Origin of the sequence: Nonomuraea sp. NPDC052634 (assembly GCF_040678535.1) — a bacterium.
GTDB lineage: Bacteria > Actinomycetota > Actinomycetes > Streptosporangiales > Streptosporangiaceae > Nonomuraea > Nonomuraea fastidiosa.
Map to the genome: position 1 here is coordinate 132,399 of NZ_JBFATY010000012.1, position 26,177 is coordinate 158,575.

Below are 26,177 nucleotides of genomic sequence, written 5' to 3' on the forward strand. Positions count from 1 at the left end.
GTCCTTCCAAGAATGAAGGCCCGCGGGGATCTCCCCGCGGGCCTTCGCCTGACTCTCTGCTCCTGGGCCGGCTTCCAGGCCGATCCCGGAAACGTCAGACGCCGCAGACCTTGCGGACCACGTCGGCCAGGCGGGCCGCCACCATCGTGGCGTGCTCTTCCGAGGCCGCCTCGACCATCACCCGGATCATCGGCTCGGTGCCGCTCGGCCTGATCAGCACGCGCCCGGTCTCGCCCAGCTCCGCCTCCGCCTCCGCGACGGCGGCGGCCAGCTCGGGGGCCGAGGCCCTGTCCTTGTCGACGTCCTTGACATTGATCAGGACCTGCGGCAGCGGCGTCATCACCGAGGCCAGCTCCTTGAGCGGCACGCCCGACTTGGCCATCACGCTCAGCAGCTGCAGCGAGGTGAGCAAGCCGTCACCCGTGGTGGCGTGGTCGAGCATGATGACGTGGCCCGACTGCTCGCCGCCCAGGTTGTAGCCGTCTGCCTTCATCCGCTCCAGCACGTAGCGGTCGCCCACCGCGGTCTCGACCACGGAGATGCCGGCCTCGCGCATCGCGAGCTTGAAGCCCAAATTGGACATGACGGTCGCCACCACGGTGTCCTTGGCCAGCAGGCCCTCGCTGTGCAGAGCGGTGGCCAGGACGGCCATGATGTGGTCGCCGTCGACGACCGCGCCCGTGTGATCGACCGCGAGGCAGCGGTCGGCGTCGCCGTCGTAGGCCACGCCGACGTCGGCCGCGCGCGAGACGACCACCTGACGCAGCTTGTCGAGGTGGGTCGAGCCGTGACCGTCGTTGATGTTGAGGCCGTCGGGCCTGGCGCCGATGGCCTCGACCCGGGCTCCCGCGCGCACCAGCGCCTCGGGGGCCACCATGTGGGCCGCTCCGTGAGCGCAGTCGACCACGACGTGCAGCCCGTCGAGCCGGGCGTTCATCGTGGTCAGCACGTGGGAGATGTAGCGGTCGGCCTCACCGTACGCGTCACGCACGCGCCCCACGCCCGAGCCGACGGGAAAGCTCCACTCCTCGCCCAGCCGGCGCTCGATCTCGTCCTCGACCGCGTCGGACAGCTTGAAGCCGCCGCGGGCCAGGAACTTGATGCCGTTGTCCGGCGCCGGATTGTGCGAGGCCGACAGCATGACGCCGAGGTCGGCGCCGAGCGCGGCGGTGAGGTGGGCGACGGCCGGAGTGGGCAGCACGCCAAGGCGCAGCACATCCACACCGGACGCCGCGAGGCCGGCGACCACGGCGGCCTCGAGGAACTCTCCCGAGGCACGCGGGTCCCGGCCTACGACCGCCACCGGACGGCGTCCGGTGGCGGCGAACGCGCCTGCATCGCCGAGGACATGGGCCGCCGCCACGGACAGGTCCATGGCGAGCTCGGCCGTGAGGTCGCGGCCCGCGACCCCGCGTACCCCGTCGGTGCCGAAGAGGCGCGCCAACGTCAGCGCTTGCTGTACTGCGGAGCCTTACGGGCCTTCTTGAGGCCGTACTTCTTCCGCTCCGTGGCGCGGGCGTCACGGGTGAGGAAGCCGGCCTTCTTCAGCGGCGGGCGGTTGACCTCGACGTCGAGGCTCGCCAGCGCGCGGGAAAGGCCCATGCGCAGCGCACCGGCCTGGCCGGTCACGCCACCGCCGTCGATGCGGGCGATGACGTCGAACGCCTCCTCGGCGCCGAGCACCACGAAGGGCTCGTTGACGATCTGCTGGTGGACCTTGTTCGGGAAGTAGTTGTCCAGCGAACGACCGTTGATCGTCCACTTGCCGGTGCCGGGGACGATGCGCACGCGGGCGATCGCCTGCTTCCGGCGGCCGGTGCCGTACGAGTTGCCCGTGGTGACGGGCTTGCGCACGGGAGCGTCAGCGCTGGCGGCGGACTCGGTGGTGTACTCGGACGGGAAGTCCTCGCCGGAGTAGTCCTCCAGCTCGGCCTCTACGGCCGTCTCGACACCGGTGGGCTCAGCCACGGTTCTCCTCTAACTCTTTCGAACTACTACTGGGCGATCTGGGTGATCTGGAACGGCACGGGCTGCTGGGCCTTGTGCGGGTGCTCGGGGCCCGCGTAGACCTTCAGCTTCTTGGCCATCTTCCGGCCGAGGGAGTTCTTCGGCAGCATGCCCTTGACGGCCTTCTCGACGGCCCTCTCCGGCCGCTTCTCCATGAGCTCGCCGTACGTGACGGAACGCAGACCGCCCGGGTAGCCCGAGTGGCGGTACGCCTTCTTCTGCTCAAGCTTGTTGCCGCTCAGCGCGACCTTGTCCGCGTTGATCACGATGACGAAGTCACCCGTGTCGACGTGGGGGGCATAGATCGGCTTGTGCTTGCCGCGGAGCAGGGTCGCGACGTGGCTGGCCAGCCGGCCCAGCACGACATCGGTCGCGTCGATGACGTACCACTGACGCTGGACGTCGGCGGGCTTCGGTGAGTACGTGCGCACGGTCGTAGCCTTCTTTATGCTCGCGTCTTCGGCGCTGTCGGATGCGACAGCTACACATTGGTCGGTCGGTGCGGGCACACGACGGCCCGGACCTTCCGTCTCCATCACATGGGAGATGACGCCGGACGCGCCGCGCATCGGTCACGCAGGACCTATGCACACAACGAACCTAAGCTACCCGCCAATAGGCGTGCAGGTCAAAAAGACCGGTAACCCTGTGTGAGTCTACCTGACCGCAGAACGGTTAGGTTTCGTTTCCCTGGGACCTCTTCTTTCCCAGGACCAGACATCCCTATCGTTGGCGGCGGTATGTGGCAGTTCTCTCGCACCCGGCACACCCAGCGCGGCCTCCGGCGCCGGAACCACCTGGGCCTGCTGACCTGCCTCCTGGCGGTCCTGTTCACGGGTGTGCTGATCGGCCGGCTGAGCAGCGAAGAGGAACCTGCCCCCCACATCTACCTCAGCGAGACCGCGCCGCCCGCAGCCGCCACCGCCGCCCCGGAGCCGACCGCGCAGAAGAAGGCGCAGCCGCAGGTGGAGAGCATCCCGCGGGGCATCACCATCAAGAAGGAGGTCGGCGAGCCCACCGCGACGTCCGCACCGCGCCGTACCCCCGACGGGCGCATCGAGGGCTTCAACTCGCACGACGACCCGTCGGCGGCGTTCGACAACGGGCGCGAGGACGTACGGGTGCTGAGCGACATGGCCTCCGAGGTCGTCACGCTGACCAACTCCGCGCGGGTCAAGCGCGGATGCGGGCCGCTCAGGGTCGACGCGGGGCTCACCAGGTCGGCGCGTACGCACTCGCTGGAGATGGCCCGATCCGGCGAGCTCGCGCACAACTCCCCCGACGGCTCGTCCCCCTGGGACCGGATGGAGCGCGCCGGATACCGCTGGGGCGCCGCCGAGAACATCGGCGCCGGCTACAGCACCCCCGCCGAGGCCGTGAACGGCTGGCTGGCCAGCCGTGACCACCGCAGGAACATCCTCGACTGCCGCCTGAAGGCCATCGGCGTGGGGGTCGCATCCGGGCCGGGAGGCCCATGGTGGACCCAAGACTTCGGAACCCAATGACGAACATCACGGTAATGTCGCCGCATGGTTTCCAACGGCAGTGGGGAACGTGAGCACGGCACCGGCAGCGCCCCCTACGGCATGGGCGGCAGGCCCAGGGGCGGCGGCGCACCGTCGGACGCGACGGCGGGCAGCCTCTTCACGAGCAACGTCCCCGCAGGTGGCGGGGCCGCCGACGCCCAGGGCGGCATGTTCGCCGCCGCCGACGGCCCGGCCGGCGGCGGCCGCGCCCGCAGAGGCGGGCCTGGCGACGATCCCCTCGCGAACGGCCCCGGCGGTGCCGAGCCTCCCGGCAGCCTGTTCATGAGCGGCTCGGGCCGGCACGGCGGCGGGCCCGGCGGTCCGGGCGGGCCGGGCGACGGTGGCCGCCACGGCGGCGGCCCGGGTGGTCCCGGCGGCGGTTTCGGCGGCGATCCTGCCGGTCCTCCTCCGCAGGGCGGCTTCGGTTCTGACGCCTTCGGCGGCCCTGGCACCGGTCAGGGCGGCCCCGAACGCCGGCCCCCGGCAGGAGCGCCGAACATTCCCGGCCCCAACGAGCCCACCTCCGCTTTCGGCACCCCTCCTGAGCCCGACGGCGGCAAGGGCGCGGACGGCAAGAAGAAGGGCAAGGGCGACAAGTCCTCAGGTCGCCGTGGCCGTAAGGACCGCGGTGCCCCGGCCGGCGCCGACAACGGCAAGGACGGCGCCGGCGACGGCCGCCCGGCCAAGACCACCGCGCAAAGCCGCATCGGCTGGAGCCCGTACGACGAGAACAGCCGCTCGCGCGGCCCGCTGCTCGCCGGCATCGGCGGCCTGGTCGTGCTCGGCCTGCTCACCGGCGGCCTGGTCATGATGTACAACGCCGACGAGCCCGTCACCGCCGAGACCACCGCGTCCCGCCAGACCTCGGCGCCGCTGCCCTCGGTCCCGCCCGGCAAGTACGGCTTCGCCGCCAGCCGCAAGACCGACCCCGACCCGATCACGGTCAAGGAGATGTTCGGCAAGAGACGGAAGTTCACCGTCTCGAAGCGCGGCTACCAGATGACGATCACCAGCCAGGACAAGAAGTGCACGGACGGCGCACTGGGCGACGCCCTGCAGAAGGCGCTCAAGTCCGCCAAGTGCACCCAGTTCGTCCGCGCGAGCTTCCGTGACAAGGAAGGCGTGGTGATCGGCACGATCGGCGTGGCCAACCTCAGCTCCGAAAAGCAGGCGGCCAAGGTCGCCAAGGCCGGCAGCTCGAGCAACTACGTCAAGCCGCTGCCCGGCAAGGACGAGGTCACCAAGCAGCTCGGCTCCGGCGCGGGCGGCGCGAAGATCTCGACGTACGGCCACTACGCGATCCTCGTCTGGTTCCAGCGCAAGGACGGCACCAAGCCCGACTCGAAGGGGTCGAAGCGGATCTCGCAGGCCATCGTCGACATCACCAAGGCCACCGTGTACGAGGCCCTGGACAACCGCGCCTTGACCGGCAGCGCACTGAGCTGAGTGTTCTTTTGGGGCGAACCCCCTGCAAAGGGGCTGGTGATGCCCCTGGGAACGCCCATACCGGCTTAACGATCTCGTTCGGCTCGCTAGGCTCCCAGCTATGCGTGGCCAGGAACCCGGGTCTGAGCACGATCAGAGGGAGGCCGACGGTTCGGCCGCCCCAGCGACGCCACCGCCGAGCTTCGGCCAGACCGACGGGCGAGACGTTCCACCGGCGTTCGCTCCCTCCGGCGAGCGGGCGCCGTCCCACCCACACCCATCCCTGAGCGACACGGCGGCGGGTGCCCCCGGGCACCCGTCCCCGCCCCAGCTCAGCGACCCCTACCCCCGCACCCAGCCAGGGCCGGCCGCCCAGGCTGCCGGCGGCCACCCCAGCACACCGGCATCCCAGCCGGGCGCACCGGCATCCCAGCCGGGCTCTCCGACGTCCGGGCCGGGCACAACGGCACCTCACGCGGGCTCGTCCGGGCCTGGCGCATCGGCGTCCGGGCCGGACTCGTCGGCGCCTGGCACCGCCCATGACTCCGCCATCTCTGGCGCCGCCGCTGGCGCCCAGAACGCCCACGTCCCGCCTCCGGGGCGGCCCGCGGACGCCCAGCCGTGGGAGATCCCCGGCGACGAAGCCGCGCCCTACGACTGGCTCGCCGACCCCACGCAGGCCCAGCCCGCGCCGCAGCCGCCCTTCGGGGCCGCACCCGCGCCCGGGCACAACCAGGCTTCCCTCCCGCCCCGCTTCGGCCAGCCGGCCTTCACCGGCCCCCAAAGCGCCCCGCCCCCGTTCCCGCCTGCGCAGGGCGGCCCACACGCCTTCGGCCCCCCGCAGGCCCAGCCACCCTTCAACCACCCTCAGGGCCAGCCACCCTTCGACCACACGCAGGGCCAGCCCGGCCAGCCGCCGTTCGGCCAGGCACCGGGCAGCCCAGCTCAGGGCGCCCCGCACGCGTTCGAGCAGGGCGGCCCCGCCACGCCCCTCGGCCAGGCACCGAACGGCCCGCACGCATTCGGGCAGGACGGCCCGGCTCAGGGCGGGCCGGGTCAGGCGGACGGGCCGGGTCAGGCCGGGCCAGGTCAGAGCGGGCCAGGTCAGGCGGACGGGCCGGGTCAGGCCGGGCCAGGTCAGAGCGGGCCTCATGCCTTCGGGCAGGGCGGGCCTGGCACGCCGCCGTCCGGTGCACAGCATCCGGACGGCGGGCACCCCGCCCCTGCCCACAACCCGCCGGCTTTCGGCGCGCCTCCTGGCGGCCCGCACGCGTTCGGCCAGCAGCCGCCCGCAGCGCCGTTCGGCGTGTCACAGCCGCACCCCCCGGCTGGCCCCGCCCACCCGGGCCGACCGCTCGCGGCACCGCACACCGACCAGGCCCAGCCGGGCCAGGCAGGGCAACCAGGCCACCCGGGCCAGGCAGACCAGGCGGGCCACCCAAGCCACCCGGGCCAGGCAGGCCAGCCGGGGCAACCGGGCCGGCCCCAGGACGTACACCCATGGAACGCGCCGGGAGCAGCCCACCCGCAGCCCGCTCCCCAGCAGGACGACCACTCCAACGCCGGACCTCAGCAGGGCCAGCAGCATCACGCAGGCCCGCAGCCGGGCGGGCACCCGAACGCCCAGCCCCAGAGCGGCCAGGGCGCCTGGCCTGCGCAGGGGGCGGGTTCGGGCACGCCGCCGTGGGAGCCGCCACCGGCGTTCACGGCGGCAGCGGCCGGCATGCCCGCATGGCCCGCACCGCAGTCCGACTCACACGCCATGCCCCCGTGGCCGGCCGCCACAGGCGAGCTGGAGGCCGTGCCCGACGCGGACGAGCCGTTCATGCCGCCGCCCTTCAACCCGAACCCCACCCCGTTCGTCCTGAACCAGGTGGCCGCAGGCGACACCGACTACCAGCCTGACGCCATCACGACGGACCCCCACGGCGGAACGGGCGCGGACGCGACCGCCACCGACCCGAACGTCATCGGCGCAAGCGTGCGCGCCGACACCACGGACCCGAACGCGGCAGGCCCGGGCACCAGCCCGAACGCACCGGACGCCGCCGCCGACGCGACCGACCCCGACGTGTACGCGACCGACCCTGAAGGCATCCCGGCGGCCGACTACATGGCGCAACGCGAGGGTGCCGAACAGGCGCGCGCGGGCGACGCACCGGCGCCCGTCTCGCCGCCGTCCCTGTCGTCCAACGAGCCGCCGCGCAAGACGGCCACCGCCGCGAGCACCGGCCACCCGGACGCAACAGCGCAGAACGCCGCAAACGCGGACGCGACGACCGCTCACGAGAGCGACGAGTCCTCGACGACGGCCGTCCACCCGCGCAAGGCCGCCACGCGCCCTGCCGACAACGCCTCGCGGCCTCATGACAGCGGGGAGCAGGTCCCGTCCGGGGACACCACGGACCAGCCCACGGCCGCCCACCCCCGCCCGAACGCCGCCACGCACGGGGACACGCAAGCAGCCCCTGGGGACGCCCCCGCAACGCCCGGAGCGCAAGGCGACTCCCACGCGACCCATGGCGCGCAGGCCCACGCCCCCGCAACCCCAGGCACGCAAGGCGACTCCCACGCGCCCTCCGGCACCCAGGGGGACGCCCAGGCGATTTCTGCGGTGCAGGCGGATCCGGCCGCGGACCCGAACAGCACCCAGCGCGTCGCCAACCTGCAGAACCAGAACCAGAGCCAGGGCCAGGGCCAGGGCCAGGGCCACACCACCACCCCGCACAACGCGGAGCAGGCCCCGGCCGCAGGGTCCGCTTCCGCCGCACCGAACGCCCGGCCCGGCTCCGCCGGCCAAGGCGAGCCCGGAACCGCGCCCGCCAAGCCGACGGCTGCTGCTGCGGCAGCGGGCGGCGAGGCTGGCGCAGGAGCCGCTGCAACGGGAGCCGCTGGAACAGGAGCCGCCGGCTCAGAGGCCGCTGGAACAGGAGCCGACAAGCCCGCCACCGGCCCCGGCACCCCGAGCACCGGACCCGGCGCCCCCGAAGCAGCCCCCGGCGAGCCAGGCGCACCCGTTGCGGGCTCCGGCGGGCCAGGCGCGCCCGTTGCGGGCTCCGGCGGGCCAGGCGCACCCGTTGCGGGCTCCGGCGAGCCGGGGACCGAGTCCGCCGAGGCCGGCGCTGTGCCCAGTGGGCCTGGCACCGGCTCAGGCGAGCACGGAAGCGCCGCCGGCACGCCGAGTGCTGGGCCCGGCAAGCCTGGCGCTGGACAAGGCGGACCCGGCACCGCACCCGGCGCGCCCGGCACTGCGCCTGGCCGGCAAGGTGCGCCCGGAGCGGGCGGGACGGCCACGCCGCCGCCCCACGGCCAGGAAGGCGCCCGTCCCGCCGAGCCCGGCGACGTCCCCGTCTGGCCGCCGACCCAGGCTCCGGCTGCGGCGGCCGGTGACAAGCTGCCCGAACTTCCGTTCCCCAGGGAAACGTGGGGCCAGAAGCCGACGTCGGCCTTCAACGTCCCCGCCCAGAGGCAGGGCAGCCCGGCCTTCCCGCCGGGCGCGTTCAAGCAGCCGCCGTTCCAGACGCCACCGCCGCCTCCGCCACCGGCCAAGAGCAAGCGGGCCCTGCTGGTGACGCTGGGCGCGCTGGCCCTGGCGGGCGTGGCGACGGGTGGTTTCTTCGCGTACCAGACGGTGACCTCGCCGGCCCCGACGACGGCGGCCACCCGGGCGTCCGCGCCGCCGCCCACGGTCCAGGCGACCACCGCGCCGCCGCCCGAGAGCCCGACGGCCACGTCCGTACTCGACTCGGAGGAGACCGACCCGCAGAAGCTGTCCCTGACGGAGGCGTTCCCGAAGAAGAAGGTCAGCGCGGCGGGCACGACGTTCACGCGCGTCAAGGCCGGCATGGAGACGACCTGCGACAAGGCCGCGACGGGCGCGTTCGCCGACGCGCTGAAGGAGCAGAAGTGCAGCCGGGTGCTGCGGGCGACGTACGTCGACGGCAAGCGCCGCTACGCGGTCACCACGGGCATCGCCGTGCTGCCCGACAAGGACGCCGCGGCCGCCGTGGACCAGGCGAAGGACCTGTCGCACAACGTCTGGTTCCGGCCGCTGCCCGGCCCGGACGGCTCGGGCGGCGAACGCGTCCACATCGCGGGCGGCTACGCGGCCGGCCTGGTGTGGGGCCGCTACATCGTCTTCAGCTACGCGACCCACGCCGACGGCCACACGCCGAAGGCCGATGAGAAGACGCTGCCGAAGGTCAGCGCCGCGTTCCGCGACCTGACCTCGGACGTCCTCGAACGCCGCGCCGGCAGGAACTGAGGCAAGCGCGGCCGCCCCTCGGCCGCGCACCTCACCCCCACTGGGGCGCTAAGGCACCCAACCCCGACCGGGGTGTGAGGCCGTGCACCTCCAACCCCGACCGGGCTGTGAGGCCGTGCACCTCGCAGCGCCTTCCCCCTGCCCCGCCTTCCCCCCACGCCGCCGGCGCGTACCACGTGCAGGCCGACCGAGCCGGGCGACCACGCACCGCCGCGCCACCCCGCAACAGCCCGACGCCCGGTGCGCGCACCCGCCCGCCACGAGCCCGGCACGAGCCCGGCACGAGCCCGGCACGAGCCCGGCACGACGAGCGGCAAGCGCCCTGTCTCACCGGCTCAGCCCGAGGGCGACGACGCGTGACGCGCCCGGTTCCCATCTCGCCCGTGCGACCACAGAGGCGACGATGCGCGACCCGGCAACCTCAGGCGCGCGCGCCCGGCCCCGGCCTCAGCCGGCGTCCGCCGCCACTGTGCGAACCCGCCGCGTAGCAGCGGCCCGAGCGGCGAGCTCGGCATCGTCCGGGTACCGGACCTCCTCCAGGCACAGCCCGTGTGCGGGGGCCACATGCACTCCGGAGTCCCGCACCCCCCGCCGCAGCACCTCGCCCGGCCACTCGACGGGCCGCCGCCCGTCCCCCACGGCGAGCAGCGACCCCACGAGCGCCCGCACCATCGAGTGGCAGAACGCATCGGCGACGACGGTGGCGACCAGCACGCCGTCCGGCTCGCGCGTCCAGTCGAGCCGCTGCAGCTCCCTGATCGTGGTGGCGCCTTCGCGCTTCTTGCAGAAGGCGGCGAAGTCGTGCTCGCCGAGCAGCCGCTGGGCGGCGGCGTTGAGCGCGTCGATGTCGAGAGGCCGGTTGTGCCAGACGACCTCGCGCCGCCGCAGCGGGTCCACGCCGCCGGGCGCGTCGCCCACGCGGTACGCGTACCGCCGGAAGAGCGCCGAGAATCGGGCGTCAAAGCCCTCAGGAGCCACGGAGACCCGATAAATCCGTACATCTGGGTCCAGGACACCACCGAGCCGCCGCACGAGCACAGAGAGCCGCTCATCGACGCTCAGCGGCCCCCGGTTCCCGTCGAGCTCCTTCAGCGCCGCCTCGGGCACGTCCACGTGCGCGACCTGGCCGCGCGCGTGCACCCCCGCGTCGGTACGCCCGGCCACGGTCAGCATGGCCGGCGCATCGAGGCGCAGGATCCGCCCGAGCGCCTGCTCGATCTCCCCCTGGACGGTACGCAGTCCCGGCTGCCTGGCCCATCCCGAGAAGTCGGTCCCGTCGTACGCGAGGTCGAGGCGGAGCCGTACCACGATGATCCTCCCTTAATCGAAAACGGGCCCGAACCCCGCAAAGGGGGTCGGGCCCGCTTCCTTCAGCCTGAGAAGCCTGAAATCCTGATAGATCAGGCCTCGTCCTTCTTCGCCTCGCCCTCGGCCGGAGCGGACTCCTCAGCCGGAGCCTCAGCCTTGGCCTCCTCAGCCTTGGGGGCCTCGGCGGCGCTCTCCTCAGCCGGAGCCTCAGCCTTGGTCTCCTCAGCCTTCGCCTCCTCGGCCTTGGGAGCCTCGGCAGCGGCGGCCGGGGTGGTGCGGCGGGTGGTGACGGCGTTCATCGGCTCGGTCACCAGCTCGATGACCGCCATCGGGGCGTTGTCGCCCTTACGCGCACCGATCTTGGTGATGCGGGTGTAGCCGCCGGGACGCTCAGCGAACGTCGGCGCGATTTCGGTGAAGAGGTGGTGCACGACGCCCTTGTCCCGAACGACGGTCAGGACCTGACGCCGGTTGTGGATGTCGCCCTTCTTCGCCTTGGTGATCAGGCGCTCGGCCAGCGGACGCAGGCGCTTGGCCTTGGCGACCGTCGTGCGGATCTTGCCGTGGCGGAACAGGTCCGTGGCCAGGTTGGCCAGGATCAGCCGCTCGTGCGCCGGGCTGCCGCCAAGACGTGCACCCTTGGTGGGCTTGGGCATGTCATTTCTCCTTGAGGTTCACCCGCCCCGGCCGTACCAGGTACCGGAGTCGGGCCGCCAGGCCCCCGCCATCGGGGGCCCGCGCTAACTGGGAATCAGTACTGCTCGGTCTCGACGTACGCGCTGTCGTCGTCCTCGTAGCCGCCACCGGCCACCGCGCTCGGGTCGAACCCGGGCGGGGAGTCCTTCAGCGCCAGCGACATCTCGTGCAGCTTCTGCTTGACCTCTTCGATCGACTTGGCGCCGAAGTTACGGATGTCGAGCAGGTCCTGCTCGCTGCGGGCGACGAGCTCACCCACGGTGTGGATGCCCTCGCGCTTGAGGCAGTTGTAGGAGCGGACGGTGAGGTTGAGCTCTTCGATCGGCAGCGCCAGGTCGGCGGCCAGGGCCGCGTCGGTCGGCGACGGGCCGATGTCGATGCCCTCGGCCTCGACGTTGAGCTCGCGGGCCAGGCCGAAGAGCTCGACGAGGGTCTTGCCGGCGGAGGCCACCGCGTCGCGGGGCTTCATCGCGGGCTTGGTCTCGACGTCGAGGATGAGACGGTCGAAGTCGGTACGCTGCTCGACTCGGGTGGCCTCGACCTTGTAGGTGACCTTGAGGACCGGGGAGTAGATCGAGTCGATCGGGATGCGGCCGATCTCCTGGCCCGGCTGCTTGTTCTGGGCGGCGGAGACGTAGCCGCGACCGCGCTCGACGGTCAGCTCCATCTCCAGCTTGGCCTTGCTGTTGAGCGTGGCGATGCGCAGTTCGGGGTTGTGCACCTCGACGCCGGCGGGCGGCGCGATGTCGGCCGCGGTCACCTCACCCGGGCCCTGCTTGCGCAGGTACATCACGACCGGCTCGTCGTGCTCGGAGGACACGACCAGTTCCTTGAGGTTGAGGATGATGTCGGTGACGTCTTCCTTGACCCCGGGGACGGTCGAGAACTCGTGCAGCACGCCCTCGATGCGGATGCTCGTCACGGCGGCGCCCGGGATGGACGACAGCAGCGTGCGGCGCAGCGAGTTTCCGATGGTGTAGCCGAAGCCGGGCTCCAGCGGCTCGATGACGAACCGGGACCGGGTCTCGTCGATCGACTCTTCCAGAAGAGTCGGACGCTGAGCGATCAGCATGAGCGGGTTCTCCCCTTTTTCGTGTGACGCCCGCTATATGACGCCACTCCGATGAACAGCGTAGCCGGGATGCGACAGTGCGCACCCCGGCCGAGGCTCACTTCGAGTAGTACTCGACGATGAGCTGCTCTTGCACCTGCGTGTCGATCTGCTGGCGTACCGGAAGCTGGTGGACCAGGATGCGCAGCTTGTCCGGCACGACACCGAGCCAGGCGGGAACGGTGCGCTCGCCGGCGGTGGCGCGGGCCACCTCGTACGGCATCAGGTTCCGCTTGCTCTCGCGGACCTCGATGATGTCGTGCTCGCGAACGCGGTAGGACGGGATGTCGACCTTCTTGCCGTTCACCAGGAAGTGCCCGTGACGGACCTGCTGGCGGGCGGCGTCGCGCGACTGCGCGAACCCGGCGCGGTAGACGACGTTGTCGAGGCGGCTCTCCAGGATCTGGAGCAGAACCTCACCCGACTTGCCCGACCGGCTCGCGGCCTCCTCGTAGTAGTTGTGGAACTGCTTCTCGAGGACGCCGTAGATGCGGCGGGTCTTCTGCTTCTCACGAAGCTGAAGCTGGTACTCGGACTCCTTGGGACGTCCGCGACCGTGCTCACCCGGCGGGTAAGGACGGATCTCGATGGGGCACTTGGCGGACTCGCACTTGCTGCCCTTGAGGAAGAGCTTGGTCTTCTCCCGGCGGCAGAGCTTGCAGTCGGCGCCCGTGTAACGAGCCATTTCTCTGTATCTCCTGGGCTAAGTCAGACGCGGCGGCGCTTCGGCGGCCGGCAACCGTTGTGCGGAACCGGGGTGACGTCCTGGATCGAGCCCACCTCCAGGCCGGTGGCCTGCAGCGAGCGGATCGCGGTCTCGCGGCCGGAGCCGGGACCCTTGACGAAGACGTCGACCTTGCGCATGCCGTGCTCCATGGCGCGGCGGGCGGCGTTCTCGGCGGCCATCTGGGCGGCGAACGGGGTGGACTTACGGGAGCCCTTGAAACCCACGTGGCCGGCGCTGGCCCAGGAGATCACATTCCCGTTCGGGTCGGTGATCGAGACGATCGTGTTGTTGAACGTGCTCTTGATGTGGGCGTGCCCGTGAGCGACGTTCTTCTTCTCCTTGCGGCGCACCTTCTTCGGCGCGCCCTGGCGGCTCTTAGGAGGCATTGTTTGCCATTACTCCTGAGGTCTTCGGTCCGCGGCTGTGTGTGACGATCGCGCCGGCCCGGCACTCGCCGGTCGTGTGAACGACCGGGTCCGGGCGTCGGCGACCCCCATGCGGGACTACTTCTTACCGGGCTTCTTCTTGCCGGCGACGGTCTTCTTCTTGCCCTTACGGGTACGCGCGTTGGTCTGCGTGCGCTGACCGTGCACGGGCAGGCCCTTGCGGTGCCGGATGCCCTGGTAGCAACCGATCTCGATCTTGCGACGGATGTCGGCCTGAACCTCGCGGCGCAGGTCACCCTCGATCTTGAAGTTCGCCTCGATGTAGTCACGCATCGGGACGAGCTCGTTGTCGGTGAGCTGGTGCACGCGGAGGTCGCCGTTGACGCCGGTGGCCTTCAGGATCTCCTGAGCCCGGGTGCGGCCGATTCCGTAGATGTAGGTGAGAGCGATCTCCAGCCGCTTGTCGCGGGGGAGGTCGACGCCAACCAGGCGAGCCATGGTCGGGCATTCTCCTTCTATGTGGCGGAGGTCTTGCGCCGCACTACCCCTCCCCAATGCCCGGGGTGAGGGCCCCGGCCTCCGACCGGGGGTCTCCTGAGTGGTTCGGCTGACGCCGCCTTCTCAGGTGTGAGACGCGCTAACTGACTCAGGCTCCTCATGCGTCGAGCCCGCTCCCTTGCGGGGCGGACTCGGAGAAGCCTTGCGGCGACTAGCCCTGGCGCTGCTTGTGGCGCAGGTTGTCGCAGATCACCATGACGCGACCGTGCCGGCGGATCACCTTGCACTTGTCGCAGATCTTCTTGACGCTCGGCTTTACCTTCATTGTCCTTTGTGTTCCTCAGACGTCTTACTTGTATCGGTAGACGATCCGCCCGCGACTCAGGTCGTAGGGGCTCAGCTCAACGACTACCCGGTCGTCAGGAAGGATCCGGATGTAGTGCATCCGCATCCGTCCGCTGATATGGGCAAGGACTTTGTGGCCGTTGTCGAGCTGCACCCGGAACATCGCGTTCGGGAGCGATTCGACCACAGTGCCCTCGATCTCGATGGCGCCGTCTTTCTTGGCCAAAATTCCTCGCGTTTCACTGATCGGTCGTCTGAGGCTCCGGTTCACTACGCAGCCGCGACCTTCACGCTTCGAAGAGAGCGACGGCCGGCAAAGACCGCCGACGCGTGAGAAGTCATAGTGAGCCGACTAAGGAGTGTACGACACCTGGGCCCAAAACGCGAAACGCGTGCCAGGTGTCCTGACACAACCATGTAGAAGTGTACCCTACGCCGCAACTCATCAGACCGTACGACGCAGTGGCCGCCGCGACGATGCCGGGCGCAACCTCATCAGACCGGGCGCGTCCTCATCGGACCGGGCGCGTCCTCATCAGACCGTACGACGCAAGGGCGGCCGCGGGGCCTTGATGACCGCCCTCATGACTCCTTCGGCTGATTGCCGCCGAAGATCGTGCTGACCAGAAGGATGACGCCCCACGGCCCCATCACCCACAGCGGCCATGGATAGATCATCTCGCCCGACGTGATGCTCACGATCAGCCAGATCACCCAGTTGATGCCGCTGGCCGCGGCCCAGGCGCTCCAGGCCGCCGCCATGCCGGAGTGCATGCCCTTCTTCTCCGGCGCCGAGCTCGCCACCTTGGCGGGCAGGTTGCGCAGGTCCACATCCGGCAGGTCGGAGGTCAGCTTGGCCAGTTCACCGTACGTCTTGCTCTTGTAGACCTGCTCCAGCCGCTCGTTGAACTCGTCCATCGTGAGGCGGCCCTGCGCGGTGTGCTCGCGGAGGATGGCGGCGACGCGGTCGCGATCGGCGTCGGAGGCTCGCATCTCGGGGCTGTTCGCCATCCCACCAACTCCAGGGGGCTAGGGCTGCAGATGAGCGAGGCGCTCTTTGCCCCCATCGAGGGCGGTGAGCACCCAAGGTCCATTATGTGTCACGGCCACGCTGTGCTCGAAGTGCGCCGAATGCTTGCCGTCCACAGTGACCACGGTCCAGTCGTCGGCCAGTACGCGGGTGCGCTCGGTGCCGAGGTTGACCATGGGCTCGATGGCCAGGCACATGCCGGCCTCCAGCAGCGGGCCGCGGCCCGGCTTGCCGTGGTTGGCGATCCACGGGTCCATGTGCATCTCGGTGCCGATGCCGTGGCCGCCGTACTCCGGAGGGATGCCGTAGCGGCCCTGAGACTTGACGTACCGCTCGACCTCGTAGCCGATGTCCGACAGGTGGCGCCCCGGCCGCAGCGCGGCGATACCGCGCCACATGGCCTCCTCCGTCACCCGGATCAGCTCGGTCAGCTTCGGGTCCACCTCGCCGATCGGCACCGTGACGGCCGAGTCGCCGTGCCAGCCGTCCAGGATCGCGCCGCAGTCGATCGAGATGATGTCGCCCTCGCGCAGCTTACGGGCGTTGGTCGGGATGCCGTGGACGACCTCGTTGTTCACGGACGCGCAGATCGTCGCGGGGAAGCCCTGGTAGCCCTTGAAGGACGGGATCGCGCCCTCTTCCCTGATCGCCTTCTCGGCGATGACGTCGAGGTCGAGCGGCGTCATGCCGGGCTCCACCGTGCGCTTGAGCAGGTCGAGCGTACGCCCGACCACGAGGCCGGCCGCCCGCATCTTCTCGAGCTGCTCCGGCGTCTTGATCTGGATGCCGTGCCTGTTGCGTTTGAACATGTTCTGCCCCCTGGGGTCTCAACGGGCCACGCTGGGGGCCCAATTCCCCCACAATAACCGCGAGGTGGCACGGAAACCCGTGCCACCTCCGCGAATCAGTCGTACTCGGCGCTCAGCCCATGAAAGGCCGGATCGCGTCCATGGCCCGCTGGGTGACCTCCTCGACCGGCCCTGTGGCGTCCACACCGACCAGGATGCCCTCGTCGGCGTAGTAGGAGATGATCGGCGCCGTCTGCTCCTGGTAGACCTCCAGGCGGTGCCTGACGGTCTCCTCCTTGTCGTCGTCACGCTGGAACAACGCGCCCCCGCACGCGTCGCACTTGTCGTCCTTCTTGTCGTCGAACTCGACGTGCCAGATGCGGCCGCACTGGCTGCAGGTGCGCCGGCCGGCGAGCCGCCGCACCACCTCGTCGTCGTCCACGATCAGCGACAGGACGATGTCCAGCTCCTGGCCCCACTCCTTGAGCATGTCGCGCAGGATCTCCGCCTGTGCGACATTCCGCGGGAAGCCGTCGAGCAGGAAGCCGTCCTGCGCGTCGTCCTGCGACAGACGGTCACGGACCATGGCGATGGTGACCTCGTCCGGCACCAGGTCACCGCGGTCCATGTACGTCTTGGCCAGCTTGCCGAGCTCCGTGCCGCCGGACACGTTGGCACGGAAGATGTCACCTGTCGAGATCTTCGGGATGGACAGGTTCGATGCGATGTACTGGGCCTGCGTCCCCTTGCCCGCTCCGGGGGGCCCGACCAGAACGAGACGCACTACCGCAGGAAACCTTCGTAGTTGCGCTGCTGGAGCTGGCTCTCGATCTGCTTCACCGTGTCCAGGCCGACACCAACCATGATCAGAATGCTCGTCCCTCCGAACGGGAAGTTCTGGCTCGCACCGGCCACGGCCAGCGCGACGATCGGGACCATGGAGATCAGACCCAGATAGAGCGCGCCTGGCGCGGTCAGACGGGTGAGCACGAAGTTCAGGTATTCAGCCGTCGGACGGCCGGGGCGGATGCCCGGAATGAATCCACCGTACTTCTTCATGTTGTCGGCGACTTCAGGGGGGTTGAAGGTAATCGACACGTAGAAGTACGTGAAGAAGATGATCAGCACGAAGAACGTGGCCATGTAGATCGGCGTGTCACCCGTGGCGAGGTTCTGCGAGATCCAGGTGATGACCACGTTGTCGCTGGTCGAGAAGAGCGACGTGAGCAGCTGCGGCAGGTAGAGCAGCGACGAGGCGAAGATGACCGGGATGATGCCGGCCTGGTTGACCTTCAGCGGGATGTAGGTCGAGGTGCCGCCGTACATCCTGCGGCCCACCATGCGCTTGGCGTACTGGACCGGGATGCGGCGCTGCGCCTGCTCGACGAAGACGACCGCGGCGATCATGAACACACCGACGACCATGACGACCGCGAAGGTGAACTTGTTCGCCTGGAAGATGTTGGCCAGCTCGGACGGGAAGACCGCGATGACCTGAGTGAAGATCAGGATGGACATGCCGTTGCCGACGCCCCGGTCGGTGATGAGCTCACCGAGCCACATGATCACCGAAGTACCGGCGGTCATGATGATCACCATCGTCACGATGCCGAAGATGTTGTCCGGGTCGAGCAGCACGTCCTGCTGGCAGTTCGGGAAGAGCTGGCCCGTACGCGCAAGAGCGATGAACGCCGTCGACTGCAGCACGGCGAGGCCGATCGTCAGATAACGCGTATACTGCGTGATCTTGGCCTGGCCGGCCTGGCCTTCCTTCTTCAGCGCCTCAAGGCGCGGGATGACCACCACGAGCAGCTGCAGGATGATGCTCGCGGTGATGTACGGCATGATGCCCAGCGCGAACACTGAAAGTTTCAGCAGCGCGCCGCCGCTGAAGAGCTGGACCATCCCGTAGATATTGCCGGTTTCGCCGCTGCGAGCCTGGTCGAAACAGGCGGCGAGGTTCTGGACGTGGACTCCCGGAGTCGGAAGAACCGAGCCGAGACGGAATAGCGCGATGATGCCCAGGGTGAAGAGCAACTTCTTGCGCAGGTCCGGTGTCCGGAACGCCCGGGTAAACGCGGTCAGCACGGTCCCTCCTGCGCGCCTATACGGCGATGTGAGTAAGCGATGGTGCGGGGATCTGCCATCTGAAGTCTCATTGTCAAACGAGCCGGACAGAAGCCTGCCGTCTCGCGAACTCTAACGCACTACGGGCGTGGGGGCCCATTGTAAGAGCCCCCACGCCTCGTCATAGCGTCTTTACAGCTCGGTAACGGAACCACCGGCAGCGGTGATCTTCTCCTTCGCGCTGGACGAGAAGGCGTGAGCCTGCACGTTCACCGCGACGGAGATCTCGCCGGAGCCGAGCACCTTAACGAGCTGGTTCTTCCGGACAGCACCCTTGGCGACCAGCGCCTCGACGGTGACATCGCCACCCTCGGGGAACAGCTCGCCGATCCTGTCGAGGTTGACGACCTGGTAGGTCGTCTTGAACAGGGCGTTGGAGAAGCCCTTGAGCTTCGGCAGACGCCTCTGCAGCGGCACCTGGCCACCCTCGAAGCCGAGGGGGACCGTCGTACGGGCGCGGCTGCCCTTGGTGCCGCGACCGGCCGTCTTGCCCTTCGACGCCTCGCCGCGACCCTTGCGGATCTTCGGCTTGTTGGCGCCGGGGGCGGGACGCAGGTCGTGGATCTTCAGCGGAGCCGCGTTGTTGGAGCTCTCAGTCATGACTAGTCGACCTCTTCCACCTCGACGAGGTGCGTCACCACGGAGACCATCCCGCGAATCTCGGGCCGGTCCTCCTTGACGACGACGTCGCCGATTCGCTTCAGGCCAAGCGAACGCAGCGAGTCACGCTGGTTCTGCTTGCCACCGATCTTGGAGCGAACCTGAGTGATCTTCAGGCGTGCCATGACTAGCTCACCGCCTTAGCCGCCGCGGCCTCGGCCAGGCCCTCGGCACGAGCCTTGAGCATGGCCGCCGGGGCGACGTCCTCGATCGGCAGGCCACGGCGGGCGGCGATCTCCTCGGGGCGCGAGAGCGCCTTGAGGGCCGCCACGGTGGCGTGCACGATGTTGATCGGGTTGTCCGAGCCGAGCGACTTGGACAGAACGTCGTGGATGCCGGCGCACTCCAGCACCGCGCGCACCGGGCCACCGGCGATGACGCCGGTACCGGCCGAGGCGGGCCGCAGGAACACGACGCCCGCCGCCTCCTCGCCCTGCACGGTGTGCGGGATCGTGCCCTGGATGCGAGGCACCTTGAAGAAGTGCTTCTTGGCCTCTTCGACACCCTTGGCGATGGCCGCGGGCACTTCCTTGGCCTTGCCGTAACCGACACCGACCAGGCCGTTGCCGTCGCCGACGACGACGAGGGCGGTGAAGCTGAAGCGCCGACCACCCTTCACGACCTTGGCCACTCGGTTGATCTTCACTACGCGCTCGATGTACGAGACGCCCTTGTCAGCGGCGCCACCGCGGCGATCGTCACGACGGTCCCGCCGCTCGCCACCGGTGCCGCCACCGCGACGCGGAGCTGCAGCCATCAGTGGTTCCTCTTCTCAGTTGCCATCATTTGCGATCCTCGGGCCCTCATTAGAATTCGAGCCCGCCCTCGCGCGCGCTGTCAGCCAGCGCCGCGATCCGGCCCGCGTACCGGTTGCCACCGCGGTCGAACACGACCTTGGTGATGCCGGCTTCCTTGGCCCGCTGAGCGAGGAGCTCGCCGACCTTCTTGGCCTTCTCGGTCTTGTCCGCCTCAAGGGCGCGCAGCGAGGCGTCCATGGTGGAGGCGCTCACCAGCGTGTGGCCGACGGTGTCGTCGACGATCTGGACGAACATGTGACGGGTCGAACGGTTGACGACCAGGCGCGGACGCTCGGGCGTGCCGACGACCTTCTTGCGGACGCGGCGGTGACGGCGGGCCCGCGAGACGGTGCGGGCAGCCGTGTGCTTGCTGAACGCAGTCTTCGGAGCCATGCCTACTTACCAGCCTTTCCGACCTTGCGGCGGATCTGTTCGCCCTGGTAACGCACGCCCTTGCCCTTGTACGGGTCGGGCTTGCGCAACTTGCGGATGTTGGCGGCGACCTCGCCGACCTTCTGCTTGTCGATGCCGTCCACGTGGAACAGGGTCGGCTTCTCGACGCGGAAGGTGACGCCCTCGGGGGCGTCCACGATGACCGGGTGGCTGAAGCCCAGCGAGAACTCCAGCTGCGTCGGGCCCTTGGCCTGGACGCGGTAACCGACGCCGACGATCTCAAGGCTCTTGGAGTAGCCCTGAGTGACGCCCTGCACCATGTTGGCGATCAGCGTCCTGGACAGACCGTGCAGCGCACGGACCTTGTTCTCGTCGTTGGGACGGGTGACGGCGATCGAGCCGTCCTCGTCGCGCGAGACCTTGATGGGCTCGGCGACCGTGTGGGTGAGCGTGCCCTTCGGCCCCTTGACCTGGACCTCCTGGCCGTTGATCGTGATGTCTACGCCACTCGGCACAGGGATGGGCAGCCGTCCGATTCGCGACATGCTGTGTTCCTCCCCTCTACCAGACGTAGGCGAGGACTTCCCCGCCCACACCACGCTTGCTGGCCTGCTTGTCCGTCATGAGGCCGTGGGACGTCGAGATGATCGCGACGCCCAGCCCGCCCAGGACTCGAGGCAGGTTGTCCTTCTTTGCATAAACCCGCAGACCGGGCTTCGACACCCGGCGCAGGCCCGAGAGCGACCGCTCACGGGTGGGCCCGAACTTGAGCTCCACCACGAGGTTCTTGCCAACCTTGGCGTCCTCGACGCTCCAAGACTGGATGTAGCCCTCCTGCTGGAGGATCTCGGCGATGTGCGCCTTGATCTTCGAGTACGGCATCGACACGCTGTCGTGGTACGCCGCGTTCGCGTTGCGCAGACGCGTGAGCATGTCTGCGATCGGGTCGGTCATCGTCATGGCCAGTGGCCTTCCTCGCCGGGGTTTCCAGTCGGCCAAGTCAGGGACGAGCTTGGCTTCCCTGCTCTGCCGGTGGACCTACGGCGTGGTCGCGGACGCCCCTTTCGGGACGCCCTGTCTCTTCTTCCGGAATATGAATGCCTGAACGGGCGGCACGAGGCCGCCCTTCAGGTTACCTACCAGCTCGACTTGGTGATGCCGGGCAGCTCGCCCCGGTGCGCCATCTCACGGAAGCACACGCGGCAGAGCCCGAACTTGCGGTAGACGGCGCGCGGCCGGCCGCAGCGCGAGCAACGCGTGTAGGCACGGACCTGGAACTTCTGCTTGCGCCCCGCCTTGGCGATCAACGCCTTCTTCGCCATGATCAGGCCTCCTTGAAGGGGAAGCCGAGGAGCTTCAGCAGCGCCCGGCCCTGTTCGTCGTTCTTCGCGGTGGTCACGATCGTGATGTCCATGCCCCGCGGCCGGTCCACCTTGTCCTGGTCGACCTCGTGGAACATGACCTGCTCGGTCAGACCGAAGGTGTAGTTGCCGTTGCCGTCGAACTGCTTCGGCGACAGGCCGCGGAAGTCCCTGATGCGCGGGAGCGCCAGCGACAGCAGCCGGTCGAGGAACTCCCACATGCGGTCGCCGCGCAGCGTGACGTGCGCGCCGATCGGCATGCCCTCACGCAGCTTGAACTGCGCGATGGACTTGCGGGCCCGCACGACGGCCGGCTTCTGGCCGGTGATCGCGGTGAGGTCGCGGACGGCGCCTTCGATCAGCTTGGAGTCGCGAGCCGCCTCGCCGACACCCATGTTGACCTTGATCTTCGTGAGCGCCGGGATCTCCATGACGTTCTTGATGCCGAACTGCTCACGGAGCTGGTCAACGATCTCTTCGCGGTACTTCGTCTTGAGCCGCGGCGTGGGGCGCTCGGTCTCGGTGGTGGTGGCAGTCATCAGCTGTCCTCACCCGTCTCATCGGCCTTCTTGTCGTCGGCCTTCTTCTCGGCGGGCTTGTCGTCCTTCAGCTTCTTCACGTTGGACACGTGGATCGGAGCCTCCATGGTCTGCACGCCGCCCTGCTTGGCGCCACGCGGGCCCTGGTGGGTCTCCTTGGTGTGCTTCTTGATCAGGTTGACGCCCTCGACCACCACGCGCTCCTCGCGCGGAAGAGCGGCGATCACCCGACCCTTGGCACCCTTGTCCTTGCCGGCGATGACCTGGACCAGGTCACCCTTCTTCACCTTGAGCTTCGGCATTACAGCACCTCCGGGGCGAGCGAGATGATGCGCATGAACTTCTTGTCACGCAGCTCGCGGCCGACCGGGCCGAAGATACGAGTGCCGCGAGGGTCACCGCTGTCACGGATGATGACGGCGGCGTTCTCGTCGAAGCGGATGTAGGAGCCGTCGGGCCGGCGGCGCTCCTTGGTCGTGCGGACGACGACGGCCTTGACCACGTCGCCCTTCTTGACGCCTGTGCTGCCGGGCAGCGCGTCCTTGACTGTGGCGACGATGACGTCGCCGATACCCGCGTAGCGTCGGCCCGAGCCGCCGAGAACGCGGATGCAGAGGATCTCCTTGGCACCCGTGTTGTCGGCGACCTTGAGCCGCGACTCCTGCTGGATCACGTCTACTCCTGTTAGTCGCGCCGGTTCTCATCGCTGAGCCTGGCGGAACCCGTCGTTGTCTTGTTCCCACGGCCACAGCGCCCCTCAGGGCACCGCACCGCAGGCGACGCGGGGTCGAGTGACCCCGCGTCCTTGGACGCCGTCATGGGGGCTCTGAGAGCCCCCACGAGGCGCGGTCTATCGGAGAGAGCCTTACTTGGCCTTCTCGAGGATCTCCACGACCCTCCACCGCTTGGTGGCGGAGAGGGGGCGGGTCTCCATCAGCAGCACGCGGTCGCCGACGCCGCAGGCGTTCTGCTCGTCGTGCGCCTTGTACTTGGTCGTACGGCGGATGACCTTGCCGTAGAGGCGGTGCTTGACGCGGTCCTCGACGGCGACGACGACGGTCTTGTCCATCTTGTCGCTGACGACGAGGCCCTCGCGGACCTTGCGGAAGTTCCGCTGGCGCGCGCCCTCGGTGGTCTCAGTGGTGGTCTCGGTCTCAGCCATCGCTCGACTCCTTCTCGACCGTGACGATGCCGAGCTCGCGCTCGCGCATCACGGTGTAGATACGGGCGATCTCGCGGCGGACGGCGCGCAGCCGCCCATGGCTTTCCAACTGACCGGTCGCCGCCTGGAAGCGGAGGTTGAACAGCTCCTCCTTCGCCTCCTTCAGCTTCTGGACGAGGGTCTCCTCGTCCTCGAGCCGCAGCTCGCCGGCGGTCAGGCCCTTAGCCATCACGCCTCACCCACTTCACGCTTAACGATCTTGCACTTCATTGGCAGCTTGTGGATCGCACGCTGAAGCGCCTCGCGCGCGACCGGCTCCGCCACGCCCGACAGCTCGAAGAGCACGCGGCCGGGCTTGACGTTGGCGACCCACCATTCCGGAGAACCCTTACCGGAACCCATACGGGTCTCGGCCGGCTTCTTCGTCAGCGGGCGGTCGGGGAAGATGTTGATCCACACCTTGCCGCCACGGCGGATGTGACGGGTCATGGCGATACGGGCCGACTCGATCTGGCGGTTGGTCACGTAGGAGTGCTCCACCGCCTGAATGCCGAACTCGCCGAACACGACCCTGGTGCCGCCCTTGGCGACTCCGCTGCGGTTAGGCCGGTGCTGCTTGCGGTGCTTGACCCTGCGCGGGATCAGCATGGTCAGCTCCCTTCAGCACCCGGCTGAGCAGCCGGGCCGGTCTCGGGGGCGGCCTGGGCGGCCGCCTCGGTACGGGGGGCGCGGCTACGACGGGAGCGGTCGCCGCCACGGCGCGGACGGTCGCCACCGCCACGGCGGTCGTCACGCTCGCGACGCTGACCGGCACGAGCGCCGGCGGCGGCCGCCTCGCGCTCGGCGCGGCTGGTCGGAGCCTCGCCCTTGTAGATCCAGACCTTCACGCCGATGCGGCCGAAGGTCGTACGGGCCTCGTAGAAGCCGTAGTCGATGTCCGCGCGGAGCGTGTGCAGCGGCACGCGGCCCTCGCGGTAGAACTCCGACCTCGACATCTCGGCGCCGCCCAGACGACCGGAGCACTGGACACGGATGCCCTTGGCGCCGGACTTCATGGCCGACTGCATCGCCTTGCGCATGGCGCGGCGGAACGAGACACGGCTGGACAGCTGCTCGGCGACGCCCTGCGCGACGAGCTGCGCGTCGATCTCCGGGTTCTTGACCTCGAGGATGTTGAGCTGGACCTGCTTCTTGGTCAGCTTCTCCAGGTCTCCGCGGATGCGGTCCGCCTCGGCGCCGCGCCGGCCGATCACGATGCCGGGACGTGCGGTGTGGATGTCCACCTGCACGCGGTCCGTGGTGCGCTCGATCTCTACCTTGGAGATGCCGGCCCGCTCCATGCCCTTCTGCAGCATGCGGCGGATGGCGACATCCTCAGCGACGTACGACTTGTACAGCTTGTCGGCGTACCACCGGCTCTTGAAGTCGGTCGTGATGCCGAGGCGGAACCCGTGCGGGTTAACCTTCTGGCCCACTATCGGGTCCTTCCCTTCGGCTCGCGGGACTCCACGATCACAGTGATGTGGCTGGTCCGCTTGTTGATCCGATAGGCACGACCCTGTGCACGCGGGCGGAACCGCTTCAGCGTCGGGCCCTCGTCGACCCACGCGCGGCTCACGTAGAGCGTGCTGGGGTCGAGATTGAAGTTGTGCTCCGCATTCGCCATGGCGCTGCTGAGCACCTTGTAGACAGGCTCGCTCGCCGACTGAGGAGCGAACTGCAGCACGGCCTGCGCCTCCGAAGCGGGCAGCCCGCGAATAAGGTCCACCACACGGCGGGCCTTGAGGGGCGTGACACGGACGAACCGCGCCTGAGCCCTGGCTTCCATCGCTTTCTCCTACTTCCGGGACGCTTACCGCCGGCTGCGGCGGTCTTCCTTGACGTGGCTGCGGAACGTCCGCGTCGGGGCGAACTCTCCGAGTTTGTGGCCGATCATGGCCTCGGTGATGAACACCGGGACGTGCTTGCGGCCGTCGTGCACGGCGATCGTGTGCCCGATCATGTCGGGAACGATCATGGAGCGCCGCGACCACGTCTTGATGACGTTCTTGGTGCCCTTCTCGTTCTGAGCGTCCACCTTCTTCTGAAGGTGTTCGTCCACGAAGGGACCCTTCTTAAGGCTACGTGGCATCTCGGCTGCTCCTACCGCTTCTTCCTCTTGCTCCGACGACGGATGATCAGCCGGTCGCTGGCCTTGTTGGCCTGGCGGGTGCGGCCCTCGGGCTTGCCCTTCGGGTTCACCGGGTGGCGACCACCGGAGGTCTTGCCCTCACCACCACCGTGCGGGTGGTCGACGGGGTTCATCGCGACACCGCGAACGGTCGGGCGCTTGCCCTTCCAGCGCATACGGCCGGCCTTGCCCCAGTTGATGTTGGCCTGCTCGGCGTTGCCGACCTGGCCCACGGTCGCCCGGCAGCGCACGTCGACCATGCGCATCTCACCGGACGGCATACGCAGGGTGGCGTACTGGCCTTCCTTGGCGAGCAGCTGGATCTGAGCGCCCGCGGAGCGGCCGAGCTTCGCGCCGCCGCCCGGACGGAGCTCCACCGCGTGGATGAAGGTACCGGTCGGGATGTTGCGCAGCGGCAGGCAGTTGCCCGTCTTGATGTCGGCGCTGGGGCCGTTCTCGATGCGGTCGCCCTGCTTGAGGCCGGTCGGCGCGATGATGTAGCGCTTCTCGCCGTCGGCGTAGTGCAGCAGAGCGATGTTGGCGGTGCGGTTGGGGTCGTACTCGATGTGAGCGACCTTGGCCGGGATGCCGTCCTTGTCGTGCCTACGGAAGTCGATGATCCGGTAGGCGCGCTTGTGACCGCCGCCCTGGTGGCGCGCGGTGACTCGGCCGTGTACGTTGCGGCCGCCCTTGCTGTGAAGGGGCGCAAGCAGCGACTTCTCAGGCGTGCTGCGGGTGATCTCGGAGAAGTCCGAGACGCTGGCCCCGCGGCGACCTGGGGTCGTCGGCTTGTACTTACGGATGCCCATCTTTTTCGTTCATCCTTCGTCGGTTACATGGGTGAGCCCGCCGCACCG

At 69.1% G+C, this 26,177-nt stretch carries 36 protein-coding genes; 3 read left to right on the forward strand and 33 right to left on the reverse strand.

Going from position 1 to position 26,177, the window contains the following annotated elements:
- Positions 1-94 precede the first annotated feature (94 nt).
- Genes glmM through rplM form a run of 3 tightly spaced genes read right to left on the reverse strand, consistent with a single transcriptional unit; the run spans position 95 to position 2,438 of the window.
- Complete coding sequence (glmM, locus tag AB0K67_RS34715) at positions 95-1,444, reverse strand: phosphoglucosamine mutase (protein WP_364068594.1); 1,350 nt, start codon at positions 1,442-1,444, stop codon at positions 95-97.
- Between the two features lie 2 nt (positions 1,445-1,446).
- Positions 1,447-1,968: a 30S ribosomal protein S9 gene (rpsI, locus tag AB0K67_RS34720; protein WP_364068596.1), complete on the reverse strand. Its 522-nt coding sequence runs from the start codon at positions 1,966-1,968 to the stop codon at positions 1,447-1,449.
- A gap of 26 nt (positions 1,969-1,994) precedes the next feature.
- Complete coding sequence (gene rplM, locus AB0K67_RS34725; protein WP_364068598.1) at positions 1,995-2,438, reverse strand: 50S ribosomal protein L13; 444 nt, start codon at positions 2,436-2,438, stop codon at positions 1,995-1,997.
- A gap of 309 nt (positions 2,439-2,747) precedes the next feature.
- Here rplM and AB0K67_RS34730 point away from each other — a divergent pair, with 309 nt between their 5' ends.
- On the forward strand, positions 2,748-3,512 hold the full coding sequence (locus AB0K67_RS34730; protein ID WP_364068600.1) for a CAP domain-containing protein: 765 nt from the start codon (positions 2,748-2,750) through the stop codon (positions 3,510-3,512).
- 24 nt (positions 3,513-3,536) lie between these two features.
- A complete protein-coding gene (locus AB0K67_RS34735; RefSeq protein WP_364068602.1) occupies positions 3,537-4,979 on the forward strand; it encodes a hypothetical protein in 1,443 nt (480 codons plus the stop codon).
- A 1,288-nt stretch (positions 4,980-6,267) separates the two neighbouring features.
- Here the strand turns inward: AB0K67_RS34735 and AB0K67_RS34740 are convergent.
- Positions 6,268-6,573, reverse strand: coding sequence for a hypothetical protein (locus AB0K67_RS34740; RefSeq protein WP_364068604.1), 306 nt, complete (start codon positions 6,571-6,573; stop codon positions 6,268-6,270).
- A 147-nt stretch (positions 6,574-6,720) separates the two neighbouring features.
- Here AB0K67_RS34740 and AB0K67_RS34745 point away from each other — a divergent pair, with 147 nt between their 5' ends.
- Complete coding sequence (locus tag AB0K67_RS34745) at positions 6,721-9,222, forward strand: hypothetical protein (RefSeq protein WP_364068606.1); 2,502 nt, start codon at positions 6,721-6,723, stop codon at positions 9,220-9,222.
- 447 nt (positions 9,223-9,669) lie between these two features.
- Here the strand turns inward: AB0K67_RS34745 and truA are convergent, their stop codons facing one another.
- From truA to rplB, 29 genes are all read right to left on the reverse strand, one after another.
- On the reverse strand, positions 9,670-10,530 hold the full coding sequence (truA, locus tag AB0K67_RS34750; protein WP_364068608.1) for a tRNA pseudouridine(38-40) synthase TruA: 861 nt from the start codon (positions 10,528-10,530) through the stop codon (positions 9,670-9,672).
- 92 nt (positions 10,531-10,622) lie between these two features.
- Positions 10,623-11,186, reverse strand: a complete 564-nt coding sequence (rplQ, locus tag AB0K67_RS34755) for a 50S ribosomal protein L17 (RefSeq protein WP_364068610.1) — start codon at positions 11,184-11,186, stop codon at positions 10,623-10,625.
- 95 nt (positions 11,187-11,281) lie between these two features.
- A complete protein-coding gene (locus tag AB0K67_RS34760; RefSeq protein WP_364068612.1) occupies positions 11,282-12,298 on the reverse strand; it encodes a DNA-directed RNA polymerase subunit alpha in 1,017 nt (338 codons plus the stop codon).
- 97 nt (positions 12,299-12,395) lie between these two features.
- Positions 12,396-13,022 carry a 30S ribosomal protein S4 gene (rpsD, locus tag AB0K67_RS34765; protein ID WP_364068614.1) on the reverse strand — a complete coding sequence of 209 codons (627 nt, stop codon included), beginning with the start codon at positions 13,020-13,022 and terminating at the stop codon, positions 12,396-12,398.
- A gap of 23 nt (positions 13,023-13,045) precedes the next feature.
- A complete protein-coding gene (gene rpsK, locus AB0K67_RS34770; RefSeq protein WP_020542285.1) occupies positions 13,046-13,450 on the reverse strand; it encodes a 30S ribosomal protein S11 in 405 nt (134 codons plus the stop codon).
- A 117-nt stretch (positions 13,451-13,567) separates the two neighbouring features.
- Positions 13,568-13,948 carry a 30S ribosomal protein S13 gene (rpsM, locus tag AB0K67_RS34775; RefSeq protein ID WP_364068616.1) on the reverse strand — a complete coding sequence of 127 codons (381 nt, stop codon included), beginning with the start codon at positions 13,946-13,948 and terminating at the stop codon, positions 13,568-13,570.
- Positions 13,949-14,159: 211 nt separating this feature from the next.
- Positions 14,160-14,273, reverse strand: a complete 114-nt coding sequence (rpmJ, locus tag AB0K67_RS34780; protein WP_003956441.1) for a 50S ribosomal protein L36 — start codon at positions 14,271-14,273, stop codon at positions 14,160-14,162.
- A gap of 24 nt (positions 14,274-14,297) precedes the next feature.
- Positions 14,298-14,519: a translation initiation factor IF-1 gene (gene infA / locus AB0K67_RS34785; protein ID WP_012887858.1), complete on the reverse strand. Its 222-nt coding sequence runs from the start codon at positions 14,517-14,519 to the stop codon at positions 14,298-14,300.
- A 356-nt stretch (positions 14,520-14,875) separates the two neighbouring features.
- Entirely contained in the window at positions 14,876-15,304 is a 429-nt protein-coding gene (locus tag AB0K67_RS34790; RefSeq protein ID WP_364068618.1) for a DUF1707 domain-containing protein, read from the reverse strand.
- 18 nt (positions 15,305-15,322) lie between these two features.
- Entirely contained in the window at positions 15,323-16,132 is an 810-nt protein-coding gene (gene map / locus AB0K67_RS34795) for a type I methionyl aminopeptidase (RefSeq protein WP_364068620.1), read from the reverse strand.
- Between the two features lie 112 nt (positions 16,133-16,244).
- Entirely contained in the window at positions 16,245-16,895 is a 651-nt protein-coding gene (locus AB0K67_RS34800; protein WP_364068622.1) for an adenylate kinase, read from the reverse strand.
- Positions 16,895-18,199, reverse strand: a complete 1,305-nt coding sequence (gene secY, locus AB0K67_RS34805; protein ID WP_364068624.1) for a preprotein translocase subunit SecY — start codon at positions 18,197-18,199, stop codon at positions 16,895-16,897. The genes AB0K67_RS34800 and secY overlap by 1 nt, the downstream gene beginning before the upstream one ends.
- Before the next feature lie 171 nt (positions 18,200-18,370).
- Entirely contained in the window at positions 18,371-18,838 is a 468-nt protein-coding gene (gene rplO, locus AB0K67_RS34810) for a 50S ribosomal protein L15 (protein WP_364068626.1), read from the reverse strand.
- 2 nt (positions 18,839-18,840) lie between these two features.
- Complete coding sequence (gene rpmD / locus AB0K67_RS34815) at positions 18,841-19,023, reverse strand: 50S ribosomal protein L30 (RefSeq protein ID WP_080043226.1); 183 nt, start codon at positions 19,021-19,023, stop codon at positions 18,841-18,843.
- Positions 19,024-19,025: 2 nt separating this feature from the next.
- The gene (rpsE, locus tag AB0K67_RS34820; protein ID WP_364068628.1) at positions 19,026-19,655 is read right to left on the reverse strand and encodes a 30S ribosomal protein S5; all 630 of its coding nucleotides are present in this window, start codon (positions 19,653-19,655) and stop codon (positions 19,026-19,028) included.
- A 49-nt stretch (positions 19,656-19,704) separates the two neighbouring features.
- Positions 19,705-20,088, reverse strand: coding sequence for a 50S ribosomal protein L18 (gene rplR, locus AB0K67_RS34825; protein WP_364068630.1), 384 nt, complete (start codon positions 20,086-20,088; stop codon positions 19,705-19,707).
- A 2-nt stretch (positions 20,089-20,090) separates the two neighbouring features.
- A complete protein-coding gene (gene rplF / locus AB0K67_RS34830; RefSeq protein ID WP_364068632.1) occupies positions 20,091-20,633 on the reverse strand; it encodes a 50S ribosomal protein L6 in 543 nt (180 codons plus the stop codon).
- Positions 20,634-20,649: 16 nt separating this feature from the next.
- Complete coding sequence (rpsH, locus tag AB0K67_RS34835; protein WP_364068634.1) at positions 20,650-21,048, reverse strand: 30S ribosomal protein S8; 399 nt, start codon at positions 21,046-21,048, stop codon at positions 20,650-20,652.
- A 176-nt stretch (positions 21,049-21,224) separates the two neighbouring features.
- Positions 21,225-21,410 carry a type Z 30S ribosomal protein S14 gene (locus AB0K67_RS34840; RefSeq protein ID WP_364068636.1) on the reverse strand — a complete coding sequence of 62 codons (186 nt, stop codon included), beginning with the start codon at positions 21,408-21,410 and terminating at the stop codon, positions 21,225-21,227.
- 2 nt (positions 21,411-21,412) lie between these two features.
- Positions 21,413-21,988 (reverse strand): 50S ribosomal protein L5, encoded by a 576-nt coding sequence (gene rplE / locus AB0K67_RS34845; protein WP_364068638.1) that lies wholly within the window; start codon positions 21,986-21,988, stop codon positions 21,413-21,415.
- A complete protein-coding gene (gene rplX, locus AB0K67_RS34850; RefSeq protein ID WP_364068640.1) occupies positions 21,988-22,290 on the reverse strand; it encodes a 50S ribosomal protein L24 in 303 nt (100 codons plus the stop codon). The genes rplE and rplX overlap by 1 nt, the downstream gene beginning before the upstream one ends.
- Complete coding sequence (gene rplN / locus AB0K67_RS34855; protein ID WP_364068642.1) at positions 22,290-22,661, reverse strand: 50S ribosomal protein L14; 372 nt, start codon at positions 22,659-22,661, stop codon at positions 22,290-22,292. Before rplN ends, rplX begins: the two co-directional genes overlap by 1 nt.
- 192 nt (positions 22,662-22,853) lie before the next feature.
- Complete coding sequence (gene rpsQ / locus AB0K67_RS34860) at positions 22,854-23,150, reverse strand: 30S ribosomal protein S17 (RefSeq protein ID WP_364068644.1); 297 nt, start codon at positions 23,148-23,150, stop codon at positions 22,854-22,856.
- Complete coding sequence (rpmC, locus tag AB0K67_RS34865) at positions 23,143-23,379, reverse strand: 50S ribosomal protein L29 (RefSeq protein WP_355425606.1); 237 nt, start codon at positions 23,377-23,379, stop codon at positions 23,143-23,145. The genes rpsQ and rpmC overlap by 8 nt, the downstream gene beginning before the upstream one ends.
- Entirely contained in the window at positions 23,379-23,798 is a 420-nt protein-coding gene (rplP, locus tag AB0K67_RS34870) for a 50S ribosomal protein L16 (RefSeq protein ID WP_364068647.1), read from the reverse strand. The genes rpmC and rplP overlap by 1 nt, the downstream gene beginning before the upstream one ends.
- Positions 23,799-23,800: 2 nt before the next feature.
- Positions 23,801-24,625: a 30S ribosomal protein S3 gene (rpsC, locus tag AB0K67_RS34875; protein ID WP_364068649.1), complete on the reverse strand. Its 825-nt coding sequence runs from the start codon at positions 24,623-24,625 to the stop codon at positions 23,801-23,803.
- Positions 24,625-24,978 (reverse strand): 50S ribosomal protein L22, encoded by a 354-nt coding sequence (gene rplV / locus AB0K67_RS34880; RefSeq protein WP_364068651.1) that lies wholly within the window; start codon positions 24,976-24,978, stop codon positions 24,625-24,627. The genes rpsC and rplV overlap by 1 nt, the downstream gene beginning before the upstream one ends.
- 24 nt (positions 24,979-25,002) lie before the next feature.
- On the reverse strand, positions 25,003-25,281 hold the full coding sequence (gene rpsS / locus AB0K67_RS34885; RefSeq protein ID WP_364068653.1) for a 30S ribosomal protein S19: 279 nt from the start codon (positions 25,279-25,281) through the stop codon (positions 25,003-25,005).
- An 11-nt stretch (positions 25,282-25,292) separates the two neighbouring features.
- A complete protein-coding gene (gene rplB / locus AB0K67_RS34890) occupies positions 25,293-26,129 on the reverse strand; it encodes a 50S ribosomal protein L2 (RefSeq protein WP_364068655.1) in 837 nt (278 codons plus the stop codon).
- Positions 26,130-26,177: the final 48 nt, after the last annotated feature.

Coding starts and splice junctions, on each gene's coding strand:
- rplB (WP_364068655.1), bottom strand. CDS start 26,129: ATGGGCATCCGTAAGTACAAGCCGACGACCCCAGGTCGCCGCGGGGCC.
- AB0K67_RS34760 (WP_364068612.1), bottom strand. CDS start 12,298: ATGCTGATCGCTCAGCGTCCGACTCTTCTGGAAGAGTCGATCGACGAG.
- rpmC (WP_355425606.1), bottom strand. CDS start 23,379: ATGGCTAAGGGCCTGACCGCCGGCGAGCTGCGGCTCGAGGACGAGGAG.
- rplF (WP_364068632.1), bottom strand. CDS start 20,633: ATGTCGCGAATCGGACGGCTGCCCATCCCTGTGCCGAGTGGCGTAGAC.
- rplE (WP_364068638.1), bottom strand. CDS start 21,988: ATGACTGCCACCACCACCGAGACCGAGCGCCCCACGCCGCGGCTCAAG.
- AB0K67_RS34790 (WP_364068618.1), bottom strand. CDS start 15,304: ATGGCGAACAGCCCCGAGATGCGAGCCTCCGACGCCGATCGCGACCGC.
- rpmJ (WP_003956441.1), bottom strand. CDS start 14,273: ATGAAGGTAAAGCCGAGCGTCAAGAAGATCTGCGACAAGTGCAAGGTG.
- rplO (WP_364068626.1), bottom strand. CDS start 18,838: ATGACTGAGAGCTCCAACAACGCGGCTCCGCTGAAGATCCACGACCTG.
- rplV (WP_364068651.1), bottom strand. CDS start 24,978: ATGGAAGCCAGGGCTCAGGCGCGGTTCGTCCGTGTCACGCCCCTCAAG.
- rpsH (WP_364068634.1), bottom strand. CDS start 21,048: ATGACGATGACCGACCCGATCGCAGACATGCTCACGCGTCTGCGCAAC.
- AB0K67_RS34730 (WP_364068600.1), top strand. CDS start 2,748: ATGTGGCAGTTCTCTCGCACCCGGCACACCCAGCGCGGCCTCCGGCGC.
- rplQ (WP_364068610.1), bottom strand. CDS start 11,186: ATGCCCAAGCCCACCAAGGGTGCACGTCTTGGCGGCAGCCCGGCGCAC.
- rpsD (WP_364068614.1), bottom strand. CDS start 13,022: ATGGCTCGTTACACGGGCGCCGACTGCAAGCTCTGCCGCCGGGAGAAG.
- rpsS (WP_364068653.1), bottom strand. CDS start 25,281: ATGCCACGTAGCCTTAAGAAGGGTCCCTTCGTGGACGAACACCTTCAG.
- AB0K67_RS34840 (WP_364068636.1), bottom strand. CDS start 21,410: ATGGCGAAGAAGGCGTTGATCGCCAAGGCGGGGCGCAAGCAGAAGTTC.
- rplR (WP_364068630.1), bottom strand. CDS start 20,088: ATGGCTCCGAAGACTGCGTTCAGCAAGCACACGGCTGCCCGCACCGTC.
- AB0K67_RS34735 (WP_364068602.1), top strand. CDS start 3,537: ATGGTTTCCAACGGCAGTGGGGAACGTGAGCACGGCACCGGCAGCGCC.
- rpsE (WP_364068628.1), bottom strand. CDS start 19,655: ATGGCTGCAGCTCCGCGTCGCGGTGGCGGCACCGGTGGCGAGCGGCGG.
- rpsM (WP_364068616.1), bottom strand. CDS start 13,948: ATGGCTCGCCTGGTTGGCGTCGACCTCCCCCGCGACAAGCGGCTGGAG.
- map (WP_364068620.1), bottom strand. CDS start 16,132: ATGTTCAAACGCAACAGGCACGGCATCCAGATCAAGACGCCGGAGCAG.
- AB0K67_RS34745 (WP_364068606.1), top strand. CDS start 6,721: ATGCCCCCGTGGCCGGCCGCCACAGGCGAGCTGGAGGCCGTGCCCGAC.
- rpsK (WP_020542285.1), bottom strand. CDS start 13,450: ATGCCTCCTAAGAGCCGCCAGGGCGCGCCGAAGAAGGTGCGCCGCAAG.
- rplX (WP_364068640.1), bottom strand. CDS start 22,290: ATGCCGAAGCTCAAGGTGAAGAAGGGTGACCTGGTCCAGGTCATCGCC.
- rpsQ (WP_364068644.1), bottom strand. CDS start 23,150: ATGGCTGAGACCGAGACCACCACTGAGACCACCGAGGGCGCGCGCCAG.
- rplP (WP_364068647.1), bottom strand. CDS start 23,798: ATGCTGATCCCGCGCAGGGTCAAGCACCGCAAGCAGCACCGGCCTAAC.
- rpmD (WP_080043226.1), bottom strand. CDS start 19,023: ATGGCACGCCTGAAGATCACTCAGGTTCGCTCCAAGATCGGTGGCAAG.